Origin of the sequence: Kitasatospora sp. GAS1066B (assembly GCF_041262605.1) — a bacterium.
GTDB lineage: Bacteria > Actinomycetota > Actinomycetes > Streptomycetales > Streptomycetaceae > Kitasatospora.
This window is the reverse complement of record NZ_JBGCCO010000003.1, coordinates 156,363-179,373: the sequence shown is the minus strand read 5'-3', so window position 1 is coordinate 179,373 and position 23,011 is coordinate 156,363. Positions and strand designations below refer to the sequence as shown.

Below are 23,011 nucleotides of genomic sequence, written 5' to 3'. Positions count from 1 at the left end.
GTACGCATGCCTGATGAGGCATCAATCGGGCATATCGTCACAACAGCCGCGAAAGACCGGCAGATCATTACATGCCCGTTGCCAAGAAACCCCGAGTTGGCCTTGACGGGCAGGGAACCCGCAGGCGGCGGGGGCCTGCCGGCGGACATCCAGGACTCTTGTGATCACATTCACCCGTGCCCCCCTTGCCCCAATCGTGACCCAGGCCTATCGTTCTCGATATATCGAGTCGATACATCGCCGCGGCATAGCCGACGGCGGAGTAGCGGCCAGGGGCACGTCGAAGGGAGGCCGGACAGCGTGAGCAGGCGCTCAGGAGTGCTGGAGTTCGCCGTTCTCGGCCTGCTGCACGATGCTCCGATGCACGGCTATGAGCTGCGCAAACGCCTCAACGTGCTGCTCGGCTCGTTCCGCGCCTTCTCCTATGGCACGCTCTACCCCTGCCTGAAGAGCCTGGTCGCCCAGGGCTTCCTGGTCGAGGACAACCCGGACACCGCCTACGTCCCGGCCACCGCGCTGAACGGCAAGCGGTCGAAGATCGTCTACCGGCTCTCCCCGGAGGGCAAGGAACGCTTCGAGGAGTTGCTGGCCGATTCCGGTCCGGATGCCTGGGAGGACGAGCACTTCGGGGTGCACTTCGCCTTCTTCGGCCAGACCGACAGAGCGGTGCGGATGCGCGTCCTGGAGGGGCGTCGCAGCCGGCTGGAGGAGCGGCTGGAGCGGATGCGCAGTTCGATCGCGCGCACCCGTGAGCGGTTCGACGACTACACGCTCGAACTGCAGCGGCACGGCTTGGAGTCGGTGGAGCGCGAGGTCCGCTGGCTGAACGAGCTGATCGAGACCGAGCGGGCCAACCGGACCGGGCGTACCGTCGCCCCGCCGGGCAGGGCCGCGACACCACAGTCTTCGGACGGCCGTGGCGACGAGAGCGGATCCCCCGATCCGCTCCGGCCACCGCACGACCGCCCGGGGCGCTCCGTCTAGGAGTGCCGCTGCCGCGTCTGCCCTGAGCCACGCGGCGGAAGTGGGCGCAGTGCGCCCGTCGATGAGTCAGATGAGAAGCAGGACGAGGGCCGCCGGTCTCCGGTGGACCTCACGAGATCACAGGGAGCAACCGGAATGGGTTCGGTTCGCGTAGCCATCGTCGGCGTGGGTAACTGCGCCGCGTCGCTGGTGCAGGGTGTCGAGTACTACAAGGACGCCGACCCGGCCGGCAAGGTCCCCGGGCTGATGCACGTGCAGTTCGGCGAGTACCACGTCAGCGACGTGGAGTTCGTCGCGGCCTTCGACGTCGACGCCAAGAAGGTCGGCCAGGACCTCGCGCACGCCATCGGCGCCAGCGAGAACAACACCATCAAGATCTGCGAGGTGCCGCCGACCGGCATCACCGTGCAGCGGGGCCACACCCTCGACGGCCTCGGCAAGTACTACCGGGAGACCATCGAGGAGTCCGACGAGACTCCGGTCGACGTGGTGCAGATCCTCAAGGACCGCCAGGTCGACGTCCTGGTCTGCTACCTGCCGGTGGGTTCCGAGGACGCTGCCAAGTTCTACGCGCAGTGCGCCATCGACGCCAAGGTCGCCTTCGTGAACGCCCTGCCGGTGTTCATCGCGGGCACCAAGGAGTGGGCGGACAAGTTCACCGAGGCCGGCGTGCCGATCGTCGGTGACGACATCAAGTCGCAGGTGGGCGCCACCATCACGCACCGCGTGATGGCGAAGCTCTTCGAGGACCGCGGTGTCGTCCTCGAGCGCACCATGCAGCTGAACGTCGGCGGCAACATGGACTTCAAGAACATGCTCGAGCGCGAGCGCCTGGAGTCCAAGAAGATCTCGAAGACGCAGGCCGTCACCTCGCAGATCCGGGACCGCGACATGGGCGCCAAGAACGTCCACATCGGCCCGTCCGACTACGTCGCCTGGCTCGACGACCGCAAGTGGGCGTACGTCCGCCTCGAGGGCCGCGCCTTCGGTGACGTTCCGCTGAACCTGGAGTACAAGCTCGAGGTCTGGGACTCCCCGAACTCGGCCGGCGTGATCATCGACGCCGTGCGCGCCGCGAAGATCGCCAAGGACCGTGGCATCGGTGGCCCGATCCTGTCGGCGTCCTCGTACTTCATGAAGTCCCCGCCGGTGCAGTACTTCGACGACGAGGCCAAGGAGAACGTCGAGAAGTTCATCCGCGGTGAGGTCGAGCGCTGAGTGCCTTAGTACTGAACGCTGAGCCTGTCTCATGACGATGGCCGATGTTTCACGTGAAACATCGGCCATCGTCATGACACCCTGAGCGCGTGGCGATCACCAGAAGGCCGGCCCCGGCCCCCAGCACCCCGTCCGCTGACCGCGCCACCCTCCGCTCGCTGCTGGGCACCCGGGACTTCCGGCGGCTGCTGACCGTCCGGCTGCTCTCCCAGCTCTCCGACGGGGTCTTCCAGGTCTCGCTGGCCTCCTACGTGATCTTCTCCCCGGAGCGTCAGACCTCCCCCACCGACATCGCCTCGATGCTGGCGGTGCTGCTGCTGCCGTTCTCGGTGATCGGCCCGTTCGCCGGGGTGCTGCTCGACCGCTGGCGCCGCCGCCAGGTTCTCTTCGTCGGCAACCTGGCCCGCTTCGGCCTGGGCCTGGCGACCGCCGCACTACTGCTCGGCCGAGCGCCCGAGTGGCTCTTCTTCGCCTCCGCGCTCCTGGTCACCGCGCTCAACCGGTTCATCCTGGCCGGCCTGTCGGCAGCACTGCCCCGGGTCGTCGCGCCCACCCAACTGGTCACGGCCAACGCGCTCTCCCCCACCGCGGGCACCATCGCGGCCGCCTGCGGTGGTGGCATCGGCTTCGTCTGCCACCAGGTCATGGCCCCGGGACCGGACGCCGACGCCGCCCTGGTCACCGTCGCCGCCATGCTCTACCTCGCCGCCGCGCTGGCCGCTCGCCGGATGGCCCCGGAACTGCTCGGCCCCGAGCACCACCCGGACCGTCCCGACCTGCGCGCCGCGCTCGGCCAGGCCGGGCACGCGCTGCTCGATGGGATCCGCCACCTGGTCAAGGAGAGCCGGCCCGCCCTGCACGCGCTCGCCGCCGTCACCGCGGCGCGGTTCTGCTACGGCGTGCTGATCGTCACCGTGCTGATGCTCTCCCGCTACACCTTCAACAACCCCGCCGACAGCCAGGCGGGGCTGGCCACCCTCGGCACCGCGCTCGGCCTCTCGGCGCTCGGCTTCTTCCTGGCCGCGGTCGTCAGTCCGTGGTTCACCCGGCGGCTCGGGCTGACCGGCTGGATGGTCGCCTGCCTCGGCTCGGCCGCCGTCTTCGTCCCCGGGCTCGGACTCTTCTTCACCGCCGGACCGGCAATGGCCGCCGCACTGCTGCTCGGCGTGGTCACCCAGGGGACCAAGATCTGCGCCGACACGATCGTGCAGAACGCGGTGGAGGACGACTACCGGGGCCGTGTCTTCGCCCTCTACGACGTGCTCTTCAACGTCGCCTTCGTGGCGGCGGCCGGGGTCACCGCGCTGGTGCTGCCGCTGAACGGACGCTCGCCTGGCGTGGTGCTCGGCGTCGCCGCGCTGTACGGGCTCAGCGCCGCGCTGTACGCCCGTCGACCCGGGTGACCCGGGCACTGCTGACCGTAGCGGCGTGAATCGCTAGGGTACGTGCGCACCATCGCGTCACCGTTCCACTCCACCCTGCTCCTTTTCTGCCGCCCCCTGGCCGTCGTGCCGCGCTCGGAGAGCCGTCGTGAGCAATCCGTACCAGCCACCGAACCCGCACACCCCGCCGACGCCGCCGGCGGAGCCCTCCGACCGCCCACCGATGCCCACCCTGCCGCCGCTCGTCCTGCCGCCACCTGTGCTGCCCCCGCCGGTCCTCCCGACGCAGGCAGTGCCGGTGCCGCCGATGCCCCCGGTCCCCCCGACCACACCGGCTCAGCCGCAGGACGCGGCGCCGAACCCGTACGCCCCCAACCCGTACGCCCCCGACCCGTTCGCCCCACCGGTCGACGCCGGCCACGCCCCCGCCGGCCACACCCAGGCCGGGTACGCCTACGGCTACGGCCACCCGGTGCCGCCCAACTGCCGGATCTGCGGCGGCATGCCGGCCGCGAACGTCACGGTGTACGGGCACCAGGGCTTGATCGTGTTGATGCGCTTCCTGCGCCAGCCGGGGCCCTACTGCCGGGTCTGCGGCACGGCGACGGTCCGTCAGCTCTCCCAGTACACCCTGCTGCGCGGCTGGTGGGGCTACCTCTCACCGCTCTTCACGCTGATCGCCCTGCTGCGCACCCGGTCCGCCTATCAGAAGATCCGTCAACTCCCGCCGCCCGCACCCGGCACGCACGGCCAGCAACTCGACCCCGGCACCCCGCTCACCAAGCGCGGGGCGATCTGGATGCTGCTGGTGCCCCTCGTCTCGGTGGCGGCCTCGATCACGGTGCTGGCCCTGCTGCTCGCCGGCCTCGGCGGCCCCGCCGCCGGCGACGACGTGGTCGGCACCTCGGTGCTGAACGCCGCCGGCGGCGACTGCCTGCGGGACAGCAACGGCGCGGCGATCCAGAACCAGGCCGACCCCGAGGTGGCCGTGGTGCCGTGCAGCGACAACAAGGCCCAGTACCGGGTGCTCGGCCGGGTCGCCAGCCTGGAGGACCCCGCCACGGCCTGCGCCGGCTACCCGGCCGCCACCACCTACTACGCGCACCCGAACGCCGGCGACAGCTTCGTCCTCTGCCTGGCCCCCAACACGCCGGGCAGCGCGCCGAGCAGCACTCCGGACGACACCTCGGGGGGCGGCTCGGGGGCCCCGGCCAGCGTCTGACAGCGGCCCTCGGCCCACCGCCAGGCGCGCGACCGCGCGACCGGCGGTGGGCCCGCCGCGATCAGGCGCCGCCCTGCTCCGCCGCCCACCACTCCTTGAGGGCCGCCACCGCCGCCTCGTGCTCCATCGGGCCGTGCTCCAGGCGCAGCTCCAGCAGGTGCTGGTAGGCCTTGCCCACCAGCGGGCCCGGCTTCAGGTCGAGCAGCCCCATGATCTGGTTGCCGTCCAGCGCGGGGCGGATGGCGTCGAGCTCCTCCTGCTCCTTGAGCTGGGCGATCCGCTCCTCCAGCCCGTCGTAGGTGCGCGACAGGGTCACGGCCTTCTTCTTGTTGCGGGTGGTGCAGTCGGAGCGGGTCAGCTTGTGCAGGCGCTCCAGCAGCGGACCTGCGTCGTTGACGTAGCGGCGCACGGCGGAGTCGGTCCACTCGCCGCCGCCGTAGCCGTGGAACCGCAGGTGCAGCTCGACCAGCCGCGCGACGTCGTCGATCAGCTCCTTGGAGTACTTCAGCTCCCGCATCCGCTTGCGGGTCATCTTCGCGCCGACCATCTCGTGGTGGTGGAAGGAGACCCGCCCGTCCGCCTCGAAGCGACGGGTGCGCGGCTTGCCGATGTCGTGCAGCAGCGCGGCCAGCCGCAGCGTCAGGTCCGGGCCCTCCTGCTCCAGCGCGATGGCCTGCTCCAGCACGGTGAGCGAGTGCTCGTAGACGTCCTTGTGCCGGTGGTGCTCGTCCTCCTCCAGCTGCAGGGCGGGCAGCTCGGGCAGCACGTGGTCGGCCAGCCCGGTCTCCACCAGCAGCCGCAGGCCCTTCACCGGGTGCTTGGCGAGCAGCAGCTTGTTCAGCTCGGCCTGGACGCGCTCGGCCGACACGATGGAGATCCGCTCCGCCATCGCGGTCATCGCCGCGACCACCTCGGGCGCGAGCTCGAAGTCCAGCTGGGCGGCGAAGCGGGCGGCGCGCATCATCCGCAGCGGGTCGTCGGAGAAGGACTCCTCGGGCGTCGCGGGCGTGCGCAGCACCCGGGCCTCCAGGTCCTCGAGGCCGTGGTGCGGATCGACGAAGCCGCGCCCCGGCAGGTCCACGGCCATCGCGTTCACCGTGAAGTCGCGGCGGACCAGGTCCTGCTCGATGCTGTCGCCGTAGGTCACCTCGGGCTTGCGCGAGGTGCGGTCGTAGGCCTCGCTGCGGTACGTGGTGATCTCGATCAGGAAGCTGCCGTCCGAGGTGTCCTTGCGGGCACCGACCGTGCCGAAGGCGATGCCCACGTCCCAGACCGCGTCGGCCCAACCACGGACCAGCTTGAGCACCTCCTTGGGCCGGGCGTCGGTGGTGAAGTCCAGGTCGTTGCCGAGTCGGCCGAGCAGCGCGTCCCGTACCGAACCGCCGACCAGGGCCAGCCGGAAGCCGGCCTCCTGGAACCGCCGGGCGATCTCGTCCGCGACCGGGGAGACCCGGAGCAACTCGTGCAGACCCAGCGTCTGGGCCTCGCTCAGGCCTGGCAGCGCGCCGATCGGGTCGGCGGGAACGGGGCGGGCGGCGGTGGATTCATTGGCGTTGGACACGGCTCACAAGGGTACGTGCCCGGGCAGCCTCGCAGCTCGCGGCTTTTTCCGGCCGCACGATGCGCCCCGCTGTCGGCCCCTGCTGCCCGGCCCGCAACACTGCGGACCGGGCAGCGTCGTTACCATGCCGGTGGGACCGATGGTCCGCAGCGGGCGCGAGCCCGCCGCCGCGTGTCGTCGCGGCAGCGCGGGCCGGGGCGATGACGACCGCGGATCAGGACGGCGAGGGCGAAGCGCGTGGGCGAGCCAGCACGGCACACCAAGGGTCAGGCCGACCCCGTCCCGCCCACCGGGCGGCTGACCCGGGCGCTGCGTTCCTCCGCCCTGCTCACCGGCGCGCTGGCGCTGCTGGGCACCACCACCGTCGCGCCGGCCGTCGCCGCCGGCGGCACCAGGTCCGAGTTCGCCGCCCAGTCGCCCGATTTCCCGGTCACGGTCGCCATCTCCGCCGTGCAACAGCCGAACGCGGCCCCCGGCGACCCGCTGAACATCACCGGCACCCTCACCAACACCGGCACCAGCACGATCAAGGCGGCGCAGCTGGTCCTGGCGCTGGGCCAGAGCAGGCAGCAGCCGCTGCACCGCAGCTCGATCGCCGCGGTGACCACCCGGACCGACCCGAGCAGCAGCGACGGCTCGTCGCTGTCCGCTCCCGTGGCGAACGTGGGCGACCTGGCACCGGGCGCCAAGGTCCCGTTCACCCTGCCGCAGGTGGCGCAGAGCGACCTGAAGCTGACTCAGCTCGGCGCCTACGAGCTGGCGGTGGAGGTCGAGGCCGCGAACTCGGACGACCCGACCGCCACTCACCCGGTCGGCATCGGCCGCACCCTGCTGCCGTACTTCCCGAGCGGCAGCACGGACGCCAACCCCAGCCAGGTCGCCGCCCTCTGGCCGCTCACCCACGCCCCCGAGCTGGTCGCCCAGACCATGCCGGACGCGGACCAGACCTCGGTACTGCGCGACGACAGCCTGGCCACCGATCTGAAGCCGGACGGGCGGCTGGGCCAGCTGGTCGCCCTCGGCAAGAGCATCCCGTCGCTGACCTGGGTGATCGACCCGGACCTGCTGGACGCGGTGTTCGCGATGACCAAGCCGTACCGGGTCCAGCTGCCCGGCCAGGACCCCGGTACCCCGGCCCGGGACGACACCACCACCGCCGGCACCGGGCGAGCGGTCGCCACGCAGTGGCTGGCGGACCTGCGCGACGCCGTCACCAAGTCGGGCGACGAGGTGGTCGCGCTGCCGTACGGCGACCCCGACCTGGCCTCGATCGCGCACAACGGCGGCAATCTGCCCGCGCTGAACACCGCCCTCAGCAAGGCCCAGCAGGCCGGCCAGCTGACCGTCGAGGGCCGGCTCTCGGTGGACCCGCAGGACGACGTCGCCTGGCCCTACCAGGGCTACCTGGACCAGCAGACCGCCCAGGTCGCCCAGCAGTTGGGCGGCTCGCGGGTGGTGGTGAACGGCGCGAGCGTGACCGATCCACGCTCCCTGAACTACACCCCGAACGCGGCGCGACCGCTGCCGAACGGACAGACGGCGGTGGTCGCCGACAGCACCATCGCGGACCTGCTGCAGTCCTACAACCCGGGCGCTCCGGGGGCGAAGTCGGCGGCCGAGCAGCGGCTGCTCGCCGAGACCCTGGCGATCTCCCAGGAGCGGCCGACCACCTCGCGGACCCTGGTGGTGATGCCGCCGCGCGACCTGTCCGCCGACACCGCGCAGGTCCTCCAGGAGTCGCTGCTGAAGGCGCAGGGCCAGTGGATCCGGATGACGACGCTGGACCAGGTGACCAGCACCCCCGCCGAGTCGGCCACCGACGGCACCGTGATCGCCCCCGCCGACAACTACCCCGGTGCGTTGCGCGGCGGCGAACTGCCGGTCAGCGGCTTCAAGTCGGTCGCCGACACCCAGAACGAGGTGGACTCGCTGCTGCGGATCCTCACCCTCCAGAACCGGGTCAACGGCCCGTTCGGCGCCGCCATGCTCCGCTCGGTCTCCACCGCCTGGCGCGGCGCCGAGCCGACCGGCGGCACCTACCGCAACGACGTCCAGAGCTACCTGACCCAGCTGACCGGCGCGGTGTTCATCCCGAAGAAGAGCAGCAAGATCACGCTCGCGGGCAATGAGGGCATGATCCAGGTCAGTGTCCGCAACGAGCTCACGCAGTCGGTGACCAACCTGGAACTGCGGCTCACCTCGAGCCAGCCGACCCGACTGAACGTCAGCAAGCAGCAGGACATCGTGCTGAGCGCCGGCCAGAGCACCTCGCCCAAGTTCCTCGCCCAGGCCAAGGGCAACGGACCGGTGCAGATGACCGCCCAGCTGTACACCACCGGCCCCGACGCGCAGCCGTTCGGGACCGAGGTGCAGTTCACCGTCGAGGTGACCCAGGTGACCAGCGGGGTGTGGTGGGTGGTCGGCGCCGGCGGCGCGCTGGTGCTGCTCGCCGGACTGCGGATCTTCCTGCAGCGCCGCAAGCGCAGTGGCGAGCCCGACGAGGATCCGGACGCACCGCTGACCGACCCGGACGCGCCCGAGGGCACCGACGGGGCCGCGACAGCGGACGGCGAGTCACCCTTGGGGACGAATCCGCCCGAACCGGACGAGCGGGCAACCGCTGAAGGGGCTGCGGCGCACCCTTAGCGCTCGGCGTCGAAAGCCGGATTCGGGTCTTCGGTGATGAGACAGTAGGTCTCGGCGAGACGGCCGGATCCGACCAGCGATGAGGTGGCATGACCGAGCGCAGCAAGGCGGTCCCCCCTGCCGGGCCGCAGGGGAAGGACTCGCGCAACGGCGACCAGCGCCCGGCGACGGCACCCAGCGGCGCGGCGGCCGACGAATCCGACTGGTACCTCGCCGAGACCTTCGCGCGTGACCCGTTCGCCGCCGATCCGTACGCCACCGGGGCCGGGCGCGGGCCGTACGACCAGGAGACCGACCCGGCACCCGCCGCCACCGCCGCGGCCGGCTCCACCGAGGCCGATGGTCCTGCTCCTGCTCCTGCTCGGGATCAGAGCGACACCGGCAACGCGCTGCCGCCGCAGCAGCGCGACCACGCCGAACCGCTGGACGACCCGGTGGTCCCCATCTCCCGCTGGATCCGCCCGGCCGCCGCGACGGTTCCCGCGCTCGACCTGCCGGCCGCCGAACCCGAGCCGGCCGGCGCCCCCGCCCGGCGCGGCTCGGGCGCCGTCGCCGAGGTGCCTGAGCGGCCGTTCCCGGTGATCGAGTTCGATCCGCCGCTGAGCGCCGAGGAGGTCGGCGTGCGGTCCGGCCGGACCGCCGAGGCGACCGCCGTCCCGACCACCGACCCGGCCCCGCGCGACAAGCCGTCCCCGCGCGGCACGCCGGTCGCCGAGCCCGGCGGCCCGGACCGGCCCGATGGCCCCCTCGGCCCCACCGACCCCACCGATCCCACCGACCCCGCGGACCAGGGCGGAGCGGACGGCCCGGCCGACCCCGACGGCCCCGCCGTCACCCGCGGCCGGGTCAGCGGCCTGCTGAACTCCAGCGCGATCATGGCGGCCGGCACCCTGGTCTCCCGGGCCACCGGCTTCCTGCGCACCATGGTGATCGCCGCCGCGATCGGCGTCGGCACCATGGGCGACTCCTACTCGGCCGCCAACACCCTGCCCACCCTGCTCTACATCCTGATCGGCGGCGGCGCGCTGAACGCCGTCTTCGTCCCGCAGCTGGTGCGCAGCATGAAGCAGGACGAGGACGGCGGCACCGCCTACGCCAACCGCCTGCTCACCCTGGTGATGACCGGCCTGGCCGGCGTGGTCTTCGTGGCCGTGCTGGCCGCCCCGCTCCTGGTCCAGCTGATCTCGCACTCGCTGATGAGCACGACGACCGGCGCCGACACCACGGTGGCGCTGGCGCGCTACTGCCTGCCGACCATCTTCTTCATGGGCGTGCACGTGGTGATGGGGCAGATCCTCAACGCGCGCGGTCGGTTCGGCGCCATGATGTGGACCCCGGTGCTCAACAACGTCGTGGTGATCTTCACCTTCGCGATGTACCTGTGGGTCTTCGGCACCTTCCAGCACAGCCGGGTCACCCCCGCGAGCGTCAGCCCCGAAGGCCTGCGGCTGCTCGGTGTCGGCACCCTGCTGGGCCTGGCCGTCCAGGCGCTGGCGATGATCCCGTACCTGCGGGCCGCCGACTTCCGTTTCCGGCCGCGCTTCGACTGGCGCGGGCACGGGCTGGGCAAGGCCGCCCGGCTGGCCAAGTGGACCTTCCTGTTCGTGCTGGCCAACCAGGCCGGCTACCTGGTGGTCACTCAGCTGGCGACCGCCGCCGGCGGCAAGGCTGCCACGGCCGGCTACCTCGGCGTGGGCCTCGCCGCCTACTCCAACGCGCTGCTGATCTGGCAGCTGCCGATGGCGGTGATCACCGTCTCGGTGATGAGCGCGGTGCTGCCCCGGCTCTCCCGCGCGGCCGCCGACGGCGACGCCGCCGCGGTGCGCGACGACCTCTCCTACGGGCTGCGCACCTCGGCGGTGGCGATCGTCCCCGCCGCCTTCCTCTTCCTCGCCCTGGGCCCGCAGATCGGCGGCGCGATCTACGGCCTGGGCAACGGCGGCAGCGCCGCGCACGGCACCACCGCGGTCGGCTTCATGCTCTCCGCGTTCGCCCTCGGCCTGATCCCCTACTCGGTCCAGTACGTGCTGCTGCGCGGCTTCTACGCCTACGAGGACACCCGCACCCCGTTCTCCAACACCGTCTGGGTCGCCGCCGCCCAGGCCGCCGCCGCGCTGCTCTGCTTCCTGCTGCTGCCGGCCCAGTGGGCGGTCACCGGGATGGCGCTCGGCTACGGCGCCTCCTACCTGGTGGGCGTGGCGGTGGCGCTGCCCAAGCTCAAGCTGCGGATCGGCGGCCTGGACACGGCACGGATCGCCAAGACCTACGCCCGCCTGGCGATCGCCTGCCTGCCGGCCGCGCTGGTCGGGTTCCTGCTCGCGCTGGTGCTCGGCGAGCTGCTGGACGGCTGGCTAGGCAGCGTGCTCGCGGTGCTGGTCGCCGGAGCGGCCCAGCTGGCCGTCTTCCTCACGCTGGCCCGACGGATGCGGATCGAGGAACTCAACGCGATGATCGGCATGGTCCGTACCCGACTGGGCCGCTGATCGCAGATCAGTTTGTCTACCTACCGAACGCTTCCGGCCCGGGCGGAACCGGATGGCCCCGTCCGTGGTCGTACTCGGGTGGCAAGAGTGGGCACAATTGTGTCGAACTACTTGGTCTGCAGACCCGGGTCGTCGCCTGGCCGCCCCCTGAAGGGCGAGTCGGCGGGGATCCGCACCGGGCGCTACAAGGGGAGGCAGGACGACGGTGGCTGATCGCACCAAGGATCACACCAAGGCAGTCGTCGAACGTTCGACCGCCGAGGACGCGGTCGAGACCCCGAGCGAGGTGTCCGGCGAGATCACCGCGCCGCTCTCCGCCGCCGAGATCGCCGCCGAGCTGGCCGATCGCGCCGCCGGGGCCCCGGGCGACCCCGACGCCGAGCTGGCCGCAACCCAGGCCCTGCCGGCGCTCGCCACGGCCGCACCGGCCGCCGAACGGTCCCCCGACGACGCCCCGACCGACGCCGAGGCCGAAGCCGAGGCCGAAGCCGACGACGAAGCAGCCGACGAGGCTGACACCGACCCGGCGGCGGACCCGGAGAGCGCCGCCGGCGACGACCAGCACGGGGCCGTGGACGAGGACGAGGACCCCGACGGCGACGCGCTGCCCGAGCGGCTGCCGGTCCCGGAGCGGCACAGCGGCGACCGGATCGCCGACCGCTACCGGCTGGAGGAGTGCATCTCCCACTCGGACGTGTTCAGCAGCTGGCGCGCGGTGGACGAGAAGCTGCGCCGCGCCGTGGGCGTCCACCTGCTCGCGGCGGGCAACCGGCGGGCCGAGAAGGTGCTGGCCGCCGCCCGCTCCGCCGCGCTCCTCGGCGACCCGCGCTTCGTGCAGGTGCTGGACGCCGTCCAGGAGGGCGAGCTGGTCTACGTGATCCGGGAGTGGCTGCCGGACGCCACCGACCTGGCCACCCTGCTCGGCCCGGGCCCGATGACGCCCTACGACGCCTACCAGATGGCCCGTCAGGTCACCGACGCGATCGCCGCCGCCCACCAGGGCGGCCGCTCCCACCTTCGGCTGACCCCGCGCTGCGTGCTGCGCACCGACACCGGCCAGTACCGGATCAACGGGGTGGCCGTCGACGCGGCGGTGCGCGGACTGCCCGAGCAGGACGCCGAACTGACGGACACCCGGGCGATCGGCACTCTGCTGTACGCCGCGCTGACCCACCGCTGGCCGGATCCCGAGGGCCGCTACGACCTGGCAGGCGTGCCCGAGGGGAACGGCCCGACCCCGCCGGCCCAGCTGCGGGCCGACGTCCACCAGGGCCTGGCCGACCTCGCGGTGCGCGCCCTGGGCGACCAGCGGGCGCCGATCACCTCGCCGGCCGCGCTGGCCAAGGAGATCTCGCTGCTGCCGCGGATCCGCCAGCCCGAGTCGGCGCCGGGCACCCTGGACCGCGCCACCCCCCGCTACCCGGCACCGGGTCAGGGCAGTCCCCGCACCCAGACGCTGCGCCCGGTCCCGCCCGGCGGCCACCGCCCCGGCCCGGGGCCGGCATCCGCCCCTGGCCCGGTCCAGCCCAGGCCGGTCCAGCCGGGGCCCGCGCCGCGCCCGCGCCCGCGCCGCCGGGCCAGGCGGGTGCTGAACTGGACGGTCTCGGTGCTGCTGCTGGCCGCCATCGGTTACGGCTCCTGGGAGTTGGCCGGTCAGCTCGGCAAGAGCGGCGACAGGCAGGCCCTCGGCGGCTCCGGCCTCGGCAGCACGCCCTCGGTCAGCGCCTCCGCCACGGCCGGCCCCACCCCGTTGGCGATCAGCACCATCCAGTCCTTCAACCCGTCCGGCACCGGCCCGATGCACCCCAACCTGATCTCCCAGATCAACAGCGGCAACCCCGACAACGCCTGGCAGACCGACGGTTACTTCCAGGACCTGACCACCCTCGGCCACGGCACCGGCCTGCTGGTCGACCTCGGCACGGCCAAGCCGGTCCGCTCGGTCGAGGTCCAGTTCATCGGCAGCACCACCGCCGAACTACGAGTTCCCACCGCCACCGGCGCCAACCCGCCGACCCAGCTCGGCGACTTCGGCCAGCCGCTGGCCACCGCCACCGGCGAGGACGCGCAGTTCCGGCTGAGTTCCCCGGTCAACTCCCGCTACCTCTTGATCTGGCTGACCAGCCTCCCCAAGGATGGGAGCGGCAGTTACCGCGGCCAGGTGACCACGATCAAGGTCACCGGCTGACCCCAGCAGCAGGCCGTCACGCGGCATGGCTGCCGGGAGCACCAGCCGACCGCACCAAGCGGCACCCGAGGGGCAGGCAGATGGCAGGACCGGCACGACCAGAGCCACCCGGGGCTCACCAAGCCCTCACGTCCGACCTCGACGAGGCGAGCGACGCCGAGTTGCTGGCCCGGCACGTGGCCGGCGACCAAGCCGCCTTCGGCCTGCTGGTGCGGCGCCACCGGGACCGCCTCTGGGCGCTCGCCGTGCGCACCCTGAGCGACCGGGAGGAGGCCGCCGACGCGCTGCAGGACGCGCTGGTCTCGGCCCTGCGCGCCGCACACACCTTCCAGGGCCGCGCGGCCGTTACCACCTGGCTGCACCGGATCGTGGTCAACGCCTGCCTGGACCGGGCCCGGCGGGCCGGCAGCAGGCGGGCCGGCTCGCTGGACGAGGAGCCGGGCCGGCTCGACTCCCTGGTCCCCGCCGCCGAGCCCGCCGAGGCCCTGGTGCTCCGCCAGGAGCTGCGCCGCGAACTCGGCGCCGCGCTGGCCGGACTGCCGGCCGATCAGCGGGCCGCGCTGGTGCTGGTCGACATGCAGGGCTACCCGGTCGCCGAGGCCGCCGAGCTGCTGGGCGTCCCGGTCGGCACCGTGAAGAGCCGCTGTGCCCGCGGCCGGGCCCGGCTGCTGCCCCTGGTCCGCCACCTGCGTCCGCAGGACGGCGGCGACCACGTTTCACGTGAAACACAGCCACGTGAAACACAGCCACGTGAAACACAGCCACGCGAAGCACCGCCGGACGTTTCACGTGAAACATCACCCGGCCCGAGACCGGGGAACCCATCGGGCGCCGGTTCCGTCCCATCCCAGGGCTCCGGCATCCCCACCCAAGATCCGAGCCTGGAAGGAGACGCGACGCCCCGATGACGAACCAGACACCCGAACCCGTCGAGTCGGCGCCGCCCGCGTCCCATCCCACCGTCGACCAGCTCGCCGATCTGCAGGAGGAGCTGCTCGCCGCCACCGAGGCCGCGGAACTGCGCGAGCACCTGTCCCGCTGCCCCGACTGTGCGGACACGCTGGCGGCCCTGGCCGAGCTGACCGAGCTGCTCGCCGAGGACGAGCCACCGGCGATGCCAGCGGATGTCGCGCGACGGATCGACGCCGCACTGGCCGCTGCACTCGCCGAGCCCGCCACCGCCCGCACCACCGCCGGCACCGCCCGCACCGCCGCCACCGCCGCGCCCCAGCGTCCGGCGGAGTCCGCCGCACCGCCGCGCCGCGCCGACCGGAGCACCGGCCCCGGCCGATCCCGCCAGCGCCGCCGCGGCACGCTGCTGGCCGCCGCCGTCGCCTGCCTCGCGGTGCTCGGCCTCGGCACCGTCGTCGTGGTATCCGGCCTCGGCGACGACGCGCACCAGGCGGCCGGCTCCGCCGCCGCGGGCGCCCAGCAGGGCAAGCCCGACACCGCCATGCCCGCCACGCCCAGCGGCAGCCCGGGCGGCCCCGCGTTCACGGCCGCCGGCCTGCCCGAGCAGATCCGGCAACTGCTACCCACCTCCCCCAGCGGCCACAGCTCGCTGCCGCACGCCAGCAGCGAGCAGGAGAACCCCACCCCGAATGCCGCGCCAGCCAAGTTGCCCAGCTGCGTCCAGGGCGCCGTCGCCGGCCACCGTGACGAGCAGCCGCTGCTCGTCACGCACGGCAGCTTCCAGTCCGCCCCGGTGGACGTCTACGTCTTCCGGGTCAGCGGGAGTTCGACCGCGCTGGACGTCTTCCTGCTCACCCCCGGCTGCGCGGACGGCACCCCGGCCGGCGTCCTCCTGCACGAGGAGGTCCCGGCCTCCTGACCAGCCTGCGACTGTGCGCCGCACCCATCCATTGGGTGGGCCCTGGTAGGCCACGCCCTGGGAATGCGCCAGACTGGTCAGTCGTTGTCCCGGGCGGCGGAGCAGGACCGCCACCCTGCCCGCCTGGCGCGGGTCGCGATGCGAACCAGGAGATTCAGTGAGCGACGTCCGTAACGTGATCATCATCGGTTCCGGCCCCGCCGGCTACACAGCGGCTCTCTACACCGCACGGGCCTCTCTCAAGCCTCTGGTCTTCGAGGGCGCGGTCACGGCGGGCGGTGCCCTGATGAACACCACCGAGGTGGAGAACTTCCCCGGGTTCCGGGACGGCATCATGGGCCCCGAGCTGATGGACAACATGCGCGCCCAGGCCGAGCGCTTCGGCGCCGAGCTGGTCCCGGACGACATCGTCGCGGTCGACCTCACCGGCGACATCAAGACCGTCACCGACTCCGAGGGCACCGTCCACCGGGCCCACGCCGTGATCGTCACCACCGGCTCCCAGCACCGCAAGCTCGGCCTGCCCCGCGAGGACGCGCTGTCCGGCCGCGGCGTCTCCTGGTGCGCGACCTGCGACGGCTTCTTCTTCCGGGACCAGGACATCGCGGTGGTCGGCGGCGGGGACACCGCTCTGGAGGAGGCCACCTTCCTCTCCCGCTTCGCCAAGAGCGTCACCGTCGTGCACCGCCGCGGCGAGCTGCGCGCCTCCAAGGCGATGCAGGAGCGCGCCTTCGCCGACCCGAAGATCAGCTTCGCCTGGGACAGCGCGGTCGAGGCCATCCACGGCGACCCGAAGCTCACCCACGTCACCCTGCGCGACACGACCACCGGCGAGCTGCGCGAGCTGCCGGTCACCGGTCTCTTCATCGCGATCGGCCACGACCCGCGCACCGAGCTCTTCACCGGTCAGCTGGAGCTGGACGCCGAGGGCTACCTCAAGGTGGACGCCCCCACCACCCGCACCAACATCCCCGGTGTCTTCGGCGCCGGCGACGTGGTCGACCACAGCTACCGCCAGGCAATCACCGCCGCCGGCACCGGCTGCTCCGCCGCGCTCGACGCCGAGCGCTACCTCGCCCACCTGGCCCACGCGGCCGAGCAGGAGGCCAAGGCCGCCGTCGCGGTCTGAAGCCGTCCTGGGAGGCGGTGAAACAGAATCCGCCTCCCTGTTGTTGACATGCCTGAACCCCACCGAGCAGCACCCCGAAACGCGACCCTAGGAGTCCCCGTGGCCGGCGCCACCAAGACCGTGACCGACGCGACCTTCGACAGCGAGGTCCTGAAGAGCGACAAGCCCGTCCTGGTCGACTTCTGGGCCGAGTGGTGCGGCCCCTGCAAGATGGTGGCCCCCATCCTGGAGACCATCGCCGACGAGTACGGCGACCAGCTGACGGTCGCCAAGATCGACGTCGACAGCAACCAGGCCGTCGCCGCGCAGTACGGTGTCATCTCCATCCCGACGCTGAACGTCTACGTCAACGGCGAGGTCGTGAAGAGCATCGTCGGTGCCAAGCCGAAGGCCGCGCTGCTGCGCGACCTCGAGGGCATCATCACGGTCAACAAGGCCTGAGCCGCCAGGGGCGGCAGAGCGAAGGGGCGGGCCCACGCGGGCCCGCCCCTTCGTCGTACCGTCGGTCGCCGCCCGCCCCCGGCCGACGGCGGATCAGAACGGGCGCAGTGCCGGCTCCTTGCGCCCCGCACCGAGCAACCGCTCCAACGCCCCCTCCGCACCGCCCTTCCAGGAGAGCGTGGCGCGCGCCTCCAGCCGCAGCCGCGGGAAGCGATGGTGCGGCCGGACCGTCTTGAACCCCACCGCGAGCAGGTGCTCGGCCGGCAGCAGGCAACTCGACTGCGCCCCGCCCGCCGCCCCGAAGGCCTCGATCGCCCGGAACCCGCGCCCCAGTAGGTCCTTGGCCACCTGCTGCACCAGCACCCGTCCGATGCCCTGCCCCTGAAAGCCCGGCAGCACCCGACTGATCATCAGCTGGACGGCATCCGGAGAGACCGGACTGGTCGGGAAGGACTGCGAGCGCGGCACGTAGGCCGGCGGCGCGTAGAGCACGAACCCGGCCGGCTCCTGGTCCACATAGACCAGCCGTCCGCAGGACCCCCACTCCAGCAGCACCGCGGAGATCCACCCCTCCTTCTCCGCCTCCGCCTTGCCCCCGTCGACCGCCTGCCGACCGCTCACCGGATCGAGCTCCCAGAAGACGCAGGAGCGGCAGGGCGCGGGCAGGTCCGCCAGGTTGTCCAAAGTCAGCGGAACGATCCTGCGACCCATGCGGCACACCTCCTTGTTCGGTTCCTCCCCCTGGGGCTGCCATCAACCGGCACCCACCCGGCCCCGGCCCCCAAGGACCCGTACAGACGCCGGTGGGTGCATGTTTCACGTGAAACACAGCCACCGTGAAACGTGCACCCACCGGTCCAGCGACATCCGAACGCCGACTCAGCTCTGCGAGAGCCGCAGCCCGTCCTCCCCCGGTGCCAGGCTGTCCAGGATCCGGTTGAGATCCTCCACCGAGGCGAACTCCAGCACCACCTTGCCCTTGCCGAGCTTGCCGTTGCGCTGGGAGACCTCCACCTTCACCCGGGTCTCGAAGCGGTCCGAGAGCCGGCCGGCCAGGTCGTTGAAGGCCGGCGAGAGCAGCTTGCCCGCCTTGGGGGCCGCCGGACGCGGCTTCTCCTCGTGGTCCAGCAGCGCCACGATCTCCTCGGTGCTGCGCACCGAGAGGCCCTCGGCGACGATCCGCCGGGCCAGCTCGTCCTGCCGCTCGCCGTCCAGCACCCCGAGCAGCGCCCGGGCGTGGCCCGCGGTCAGCACCCCGGCCGCCACCCGCCGCTGCACCGCGGAGGAGAGCTTGAGCAGCCGGATCGTGTTGGAGACATGCGAGCGCGAGCGACCGATCCGGTCCGCCAGCTCGTCATGGGTGCAGCCGAAGTCCCGCAGCAGCTGGTCGTAGGCGGCCGCCTCCTCCAGCGGGTTCAGCTCGGCCCGGTGCAGGTTCTCCAGCAGCGCGTCCAGCAGCAGCTTGTCGTCCCCGGTGGCCCGCACGATCGCCGGGATCTGCTCCAGCCCGGCCTCGCGGGAGGCCCGCCAGCGCCGCTCGCCCATGATCAGCTCATAGCGCTCCGGAGCGACCTGACGCACCACCACCGGCTGCAGCAGGCCCACCTCCTTGATCGAGGCGACCAGCTCGGCCAGCTTGTCCTCGTCGAACACCTCTCGCGGCTGGCGCGGGTTGGGCGTGATCACGTCCAGCGGCAGCTCGGCGAACCGCGCCCCGTCCACCGGCACCAGCTCCACCGAGGCCGGAGCCTGCACCGCCTCCAGCCGAACGCTCCCCGCCGCCCTGGCCGCCACCGTGCCGCGCCCCGAGGGCAGCACCGGCACCGCGCTGGGCGACGCCGCGCCGATCGCCGGCACCGCCTGGGCGGCGGGCACCGCCGACCGCTCCGGTACGGTCGGCTCCGCGACCCCGACGGGCGCCGGCGAACCGGCCGCCGGGATCAGCGCGCTCAGCCCCTTGCCCAGACCCCTGCGACCACTCACCGATTGCCCTCCATCGTGCTGTGCTGTGCCATCGGCGTCGCCTGCGCGCCGATCGTGTGCCGGTTGTGTCCCACCGCGCCGAGCGCCTCGGCGGCCGCCTGCTCCACGGCGGTGGGCGGTGCGTCCAGACCGACCGCGCGCATCGCCAGTTCCCGGGCCGCCTCCAGGTAGGAGAGCGCACCGGTGGAGCCCGGGTCGTAGGTGAGCACCGTCTGCCCGTAGCTGGGGGCCTCGGAGATCCGCACCGAACGCGGGATCGCGGTGCGCAGCACCTCGGTAGTGAAGTGGTTGCGGACCTCCTCGGCGACCTGTGCGGCCAGCCTGGTCCGGGCGTCGTACATGGTGAGCAAGATCGTCGAGACGTGCAGCGCCGGGTTCAGGTGGGCCCGCACCAGCTCGACGTTGCGCAGCAGCTGCCCCAGCCCCTCCAGCGCGTAGTACTCGCACTGGATCGGGATCAGCACCTCCTGGCCGGCCACCAGGGCGTTGACCGTCAGCAGACCCAGCGAGGGCGGACAGTCGATCAGGATGTAGTCCAGCGGCTGCTCATAGGCCGCGATCGCCCGCTGCAACCGGCTCTCCCGGGCGACCAGCGAGACCAGTTCGATCTCCGCACCGGCCAGGTCGATGGTGGCCGGCACGCAGAACAGGCCCTCCACGTCCACCACCGGCTGCACCACATCGGCCAGCGGCTTGCCCTCCACCAGCACGTCGTAGATCGACGGCACCTCGGCGTGGTGGTCGATGCCCAGCGCGGTGGAGGCGTTGCCCTGCGGATCGAGGTCGATCACCAGCACCCGCAGCCCGTGCATGGCCAGCGAGGCGGCCATGTTGACGGTGCTGGTGGTCTTCCCCACCCCGCCCTTCTGGTTGGCCACCACGATCACGCGAGTCGCCGGCGGCCTGGGCAAACCCTCGCCTGCCCGCCCCAGTGCCTGGACGGCGGCCTGCGCCGCCCGTGCGATAGGGGTGTCATCGATCTGGTCGATGGTCTCCGAGTCCTGCATGGGGCCCAGTGTTTCACGTGAAACCGGAGCGGCAACAGTCTCCGCCCGACCACGGCCGAGCCCGCGGCGCAGCCGCAGGTCGAGAACTACGGGAAGCAGCGAGCGACGTTTCACGTGAAACACCTTGCCCGCATTGTCGGAAATCTGACGGTGCGACACTCCGAGAACGCAAGCGGCCCCGGGAGCGCACAGCGCTCCCGGGGCCCGCTGGACCGCGCCGATCAGCGCCGGCGGCGCCCGGTGCCGCGCGCCTCGGCCCGACCCGCCCGGGCCGCCTTGGCCCGCCGGGTCGCCGCCTTCACCCCGCCGGGGCTCTCCCCGACCTTCACCTGGACCACGCGGGTGGCCGCCCCGAGCGCGCTCTCGCCCACCGGGATCACCGACCACTCCACGGCGCCCAGCTTGGTCAGCGCGGAGCGCGAGTCGGCGAGCTCCTGCTCCGCGGTGTCCCCCTTCAGCGCCAGCATCTGCCCGTACGGCCGCAGCAGCGGCAGCCCCCAACCCGCGAGCCGGTCCAACGGCGCCACCGCCCGCGCCGTGACGATGTCCACCGAGACCTTCCCGATCATCTCCTCGGCCCGCCCCCGCAGCACCGTGACGTTCTCCAGCCCCAGCTCCCGCACCACCTCCTCCAGGAAGGTGGTGCGCCGCAGCAGCGGCTCCAGCAGCGTCACCGAGACGTCCGGACGCACCAGCGCCACCGGGATCCCCGGCAGTCCGGCACCCGAGCCCACGTCGCAGAGCGTCGCACCGGCCGGCAGCAACTCGGCGAGCACCGCGCAGTTCAGCACATGGCGATCCCAGAGCCGGGGCACCTCCCGCGGCCCGATCAGCCCGCGCTGCACCCCCGCCGACGCCAGCAGCTCCGCATAGCGCTGCGCCGCGGGGAACCGCTCACCGAAGATCTCCCGTGCCTGTGGCGGAGCCTCAGCCAGCCCCTGGGGCGCACCGTCGGCCGCCGAACTCTCCGTCGCCATCTCAGCCTCTCCGCTCACCGATTCCACCGACCCCCGCACACCACCGTTTCACGTGAAACGTCTGCTCCGAGGGAACGCCACTGCCCCGAGGAACGTCGACCCCGTCCGCACAAGCATGTGCGAACGGGGTCGACGAGGGACGCTTTCTTGGACCTCAGTCCGCCAGGACCTCAGCCCGCCAGGACGACGACACAGCGCTGCGGCTCCTCGCCCTCCGACTCGCTGCGCAGGCCCGCCGCCGCCACCGCGTCGTGGACCACCTTGCGCTCGAACGGCGTCATCGGCCGCAGCTTCACCGCTTCACCGGTCCGCTTGGCCTGCTCCGCGGCCTTCGCGCCCAGCTCCGCCAGCTCGGAACGCTTGCGCGCCCGGAAGCCCGCGATGTCCAGCATCAACCGGCTGCGCTCCCCGGTCTCCCGGTGCACCGCCAGCCGGGTCAGCTCCTGGAGCGCCTCCAGGACCTCCCCGTCCTGACCCACCAGCCGCTGCAGGCTGCGGTCGTCGCCGTCGCCGACGATGGACACCAGGGCCCGGTCGCCCTCCACGTCCATGTCGATGTCGCCGTCCAGGTCGGCGATGTCCAGCAGGCCTTCCAGGTAGTCGGCCGCGATCTCGCCCTCCTGCTCCAGGCGAGCGACCAGGGTGTCCGCCGACTCCTGCGCCGCAGCGCCCGATCCGGCTTCGACGGCGGAGGTGGTGCCTTCCGTCACGGGAGGGACTCCTTCAAAGACAGGGCCCACGGTTACGGGCCGAAATCGAGGGTCAGAGAGTGGGGCGCCGGCTCAGGACTTCTTCTTGGGCCGCTGACCGCCGCCCTGCTGCGGACCACGCTTGGCGCTCCCGCCACCCTGCTTGGCGGCCGGCCGCTTGGCCCCGCCCGAGGCCTGCGCCTTGCCCGCGCCCTGCGCGCTGGGCACCGCGTCCTCCTGCACCGGTACGGCTTCCTGCGGGGCGTCCTCCTTGGCCTCCTCGGCCTTCACCGGAGCGCCGTGCACGTGCTGCCGCTGCGCCTTGGTCTGCCGGCGCGGCTGCTGGCGGCGCACCTGCACCGACTCGGTGAGGGCCACCGCCGCCTGCTGCTGCGCGGCCGCCGTCTTGCCACCGCCAAAGAGGCCGAACAGGCCGGTGCCCTTGATGACCGTGCCGTCCGGGTTGAGCCGGCCGGCCGCCTTGAGCCGCGCCTGGCGCTCGTCCCAGGCCTGGCTGCCCGGCGTCGGGTTGTTGCGGATCACGATCAGCTGCTGGCCCATCGACCAGACGTTGGTGGTCAGCCAGTAGACCAGCACACCGACGGGGAAGTTGATGCCCATCACGGCGAACATCACCGGGAAGACGTACATCAGCATCTTCTGCTGCTGCATGAACGGCGTCTTCACCGAGAGGTCGATGTTCTTGGTCATCAGCTGGCGCTGAGTGATGAACTGCGACGCCGACATCATCAAGATCATCACTGCGGTGACGACCTTGACGCTCGTCTGCGAGCTGTTGACGAAGGTCGCCGAGAGCGGGGCGCCGAAGATGTGTGCCTGGTGGGCGCTGGCGAGCACGTCGCCCTTGATGACACCGATCGGCTGGTTGTGCGCGACCTTGCTCAGCACCCCGTACAGGGCGGTGAAGAACGGCATCTGCACCAGGATCGGGAGGCAGCTCGAGAAGGGGTTGGTGCCCGCCTCCTTGTAGAGCTTCATCATCTCTTCGGACTGGCGCTGCCGGTCGTTCTTGTAGCGCTCCTGGATGGCCTTCATCTTCGGCTGGATCGCCTGCATGGCCCGGGTCGACTTGATCTGCTTCACGAAGAGCGGGATCAGGCAGATCCGGATCACCACCACCATCGAGGCGATGGCCAGGCCCCAGGCCCAGCCGCCGTTGGGGGTGAAGATGTGGCTGTAGAGCGAGTGGAACTGGACGATGATCCAGGACACCGCGGTGTAGAGAGGGTTCAGGAAGGACCAGGTCACC

The 23,011-nt window shown here is 72.0% G+C and carries 18 protein-coding genes; 11 read left to right on the top strand and 7 right to left on the bottom strand.

The features are described from left to right. Positions 1-300 precede the first annotated feature (300 nt). The 4 genes from ABH937_RS04205 (at position 301) to ABH937_RS04190 (ending at position 4,806) form a co-directional block, all read left to right on the top strand. Positions 301-984, top strand: a complete 684-nt coding sequence (locus tag ABH937_RS04205) for a PadR family transcriptional regulator (protein WP_280691328.1) — start codon at positions 301-303, stop codon at positions 982-984. Positions 985-1,119: 135 nt separating this feature from the next. After that, a complete protein-coding gene (locus ABH937_RS04200) occupies positions 1,120-2,202 on the top strand; it encodes an inositol-3-phosphate synthase (protein ID WP_280691327.1) in 1,083 nt (360 codons plus the stop codon). Positions 2,203-2,291: 89 nt separating this feature from the next. Beyond that, positions 2,292-3,605 carry an MFS transporter gene (locus ABH937_RS04195; protein WP_370217252.1) on the top strand — a complete coding sequence of 438 codons (1,314 nt, stop codon included), beginning with the start codon at positions 2,292-2,294 and terminating at the stop codon, positions 3,603-3,605. Positions 3,606-3,732: 127 nt separating this feature from the next. Next, positions 3,733-4,806, top strand: coding sequence for a hypothetical protein (locus ABH937_RS04190; RefSeq protein ID WP_370217251.1), 1,074 nt, complete (start codon positions 3,733-3,735; stop codon positions 4,804-4,806). Between the two features lie 61 nt (positions 4,807-4,867). Here the strand turns inward: ABH937_RS04190 and ABH937_RS04185 are convergent, their stop codons facing one another. Beyond that, entirely contained in the window at positions 4,868-6,316 is a 1,449-nt protein-coding gene (locus ABH937_RS04185; RefSeq protein WP_370217333.1) for a CCA tRNA nucleotidyltransferase, read from the bottom strand. Positions 6,317-6,604: 288 nt separating this feature from the next. Between ABH937_RS04185 and ABH937_RS04180 the strand changes: the two genes are divergently transcribed. The 7 genes from ABH937_RS04180 (at position 6,605) to trxA (ending at position 17,085) form a co-directional block, all read left to right on the top strand. Further along, positions 6,605-9,013, top strand: a complete 2,409-nt coding sequence (locus ABH937_RS04180; RefSeq protein ID WP_370217250.1) for a hypothetical protein — start codon at positions 6,605-6,607, stop codon at positions 9,011-9,013. An 89-nt stretch (positions 9,014-9,102) separates the two neighbouring features. Then, complete coding sequence (gene murJ / locus ABH937_RS04175) at positions 9,103-11,496, top strand: murein biosynthesis integral membrane protein MurJ (protein ID WP_370217249.1); 2,394 nt, start codon at positions 9,103-9,105, stop codon at positions 11,494-11,496. 205 nt (positions 11,497-11,701) lie between these two features. Continuing rightward, positions 11,702-13,684 (top strand): protein kinase family protein, encoded by a 1,983-nt coding sequence (locus ABH937_RS04170; protein WP_370217248.1) that lies wholly within the window; start codon positions 11,702-11,704, stop codon positions 13,682-13,684. Between the two features lie 80 nt (positions 13,685-13,764). Next, positions 13,765-14,592 carry an RNA polymerase sigma factor SigM gene (gene sigM, locus ABH937_RS04165; protein WP_370217247.1) on the top strand — a complete coding sequence of 276 codons (828 nt, stop codon included), beginning with the start codon at positions 13,765-13,767 and terminating at the stop codon, positions 14,590-14,592. Continuing rightward, the gene (locus ABH937_RS04160; RefSeq protein ID WP_370217246.1) at positions 14,589-15,515 is read left to right on the top strand and encodes an anti-sigma factor; all 927 of its coding nucleotides are present in this window, start codon (positions 14,589-14,591) and stop codon (positions 15,513-15,515) included. Before sigM ends, ABH937_RS04160 begins: the two co-directional genes overlap by 4 nt. Before the next feature lie 157 nt (positions 15,516-15,672). Next, on the top strand, positions 15,673-16,644 hold the full coding sequence (trxB, locus tag ABH937_RS04155; RefSeq protein WP_280691319.1) for a thioredoxin-disulfide reductase: 972 nt from the start codon (positions 15,673-15,675) through the stop codon (positions 16,642-16,644). 99 nt (positions 16,645-16,743) lie between these two features. Then, positions 16,744-17,085 carry a thioredoxin gene (gene trxA, locus ABH937_RS04150; protein WP_280691318.1) on the top strand — a complete coding sequence of 114 codons (342 nt, stop codon included), beginning with the start codon at positions 16,744-16,746 and terminating at the stop codon, positions 17,083-17,085. 93 nt (positions 17,086-17,178) lie between these two features. Here trxA and ABH937_RS04145 read toward each other — a convergent pair whose 3' ends face one another. The 6 genes from ABH937_RS04145 to yidC all read right to left on the bottom strand — a co-directional run bounded on the left by ABH937_RS04145 (position 17,179) and on the right by yidC (position 23,010). Further along, positions 17,179-17,796: a GNAT family N-acetyltransferase gene (locus ABH937_RS04145; RefSeq protein WP_280691317.1), complete on the bottom strand. Its 618-nt coding sequence runs from the start codon at positions 17,794-17,796 to the stop codon at positions 17,179-17,181. Positions 17,797-17,964: 168 nt separating this feature from the next. After that, entirely contained in the window at positions 17,965-19,068 is a 1,104-nt protein-coding gene (locus ABH937_RS04140) for a ParB/RepB/Spo0J family partition protein (RefSeq protein WP_370217244.1), read from the bottom strand. Continuing rightward, entirely contained in the window at positions 19,065-20,075 is a 1,011-nt protein-coding gene (locus tag ABH937_RS04135) for a ParA family protein (RefSeq protein WP_280691315.1), read from the bottom strand. The genes ABH937_RS04140 and ABH937_RS04135 overlap by 4 nt, the downstream gene beginning before the upstream one ends. Positions 20,076-20,296: 221 nt before the next feature. Continuing rightward, positions 20,297-21,052, bottom strand: coding sequence for a 16S rRNA (guanine(527)-N(7))-methyltransferase RsmG (gene rsmG, locus ABH937_RS04130; protein ID WP_280691314.1), 756 nt, complete (start codon positions 21,050-21,052; stop codon positions 20,297-20,299). Positions 21,053-21,222: 170 nt separating this feature from the next. Continuing rightward, positions 21,223-21,762, bottom strand: coding sequence for a R3H domain-containing nucleic acid-binding protein (locus ABH937_RS04125; RefSeq protein WP_280691313.1), 540 nt, complete (start codon positions 21,760-21,762; stop codon positions 21,223-21,225). A 72-nt stretch (positions 21,763-21,834) separates the two neighbouring features. Next, positions 21,835-23,010, bottom strand: coding sequence for a membrane protein insertase YidC (gene yidC, locus ABH937_RS04120; protein WP_280691312.1), 1,176 nt, complete (start codon positions 23,008-23,010; stop codon positions 21,835-21,837). Between the last annotated feature and the right edge of the window lies 1 nt (position 23,011).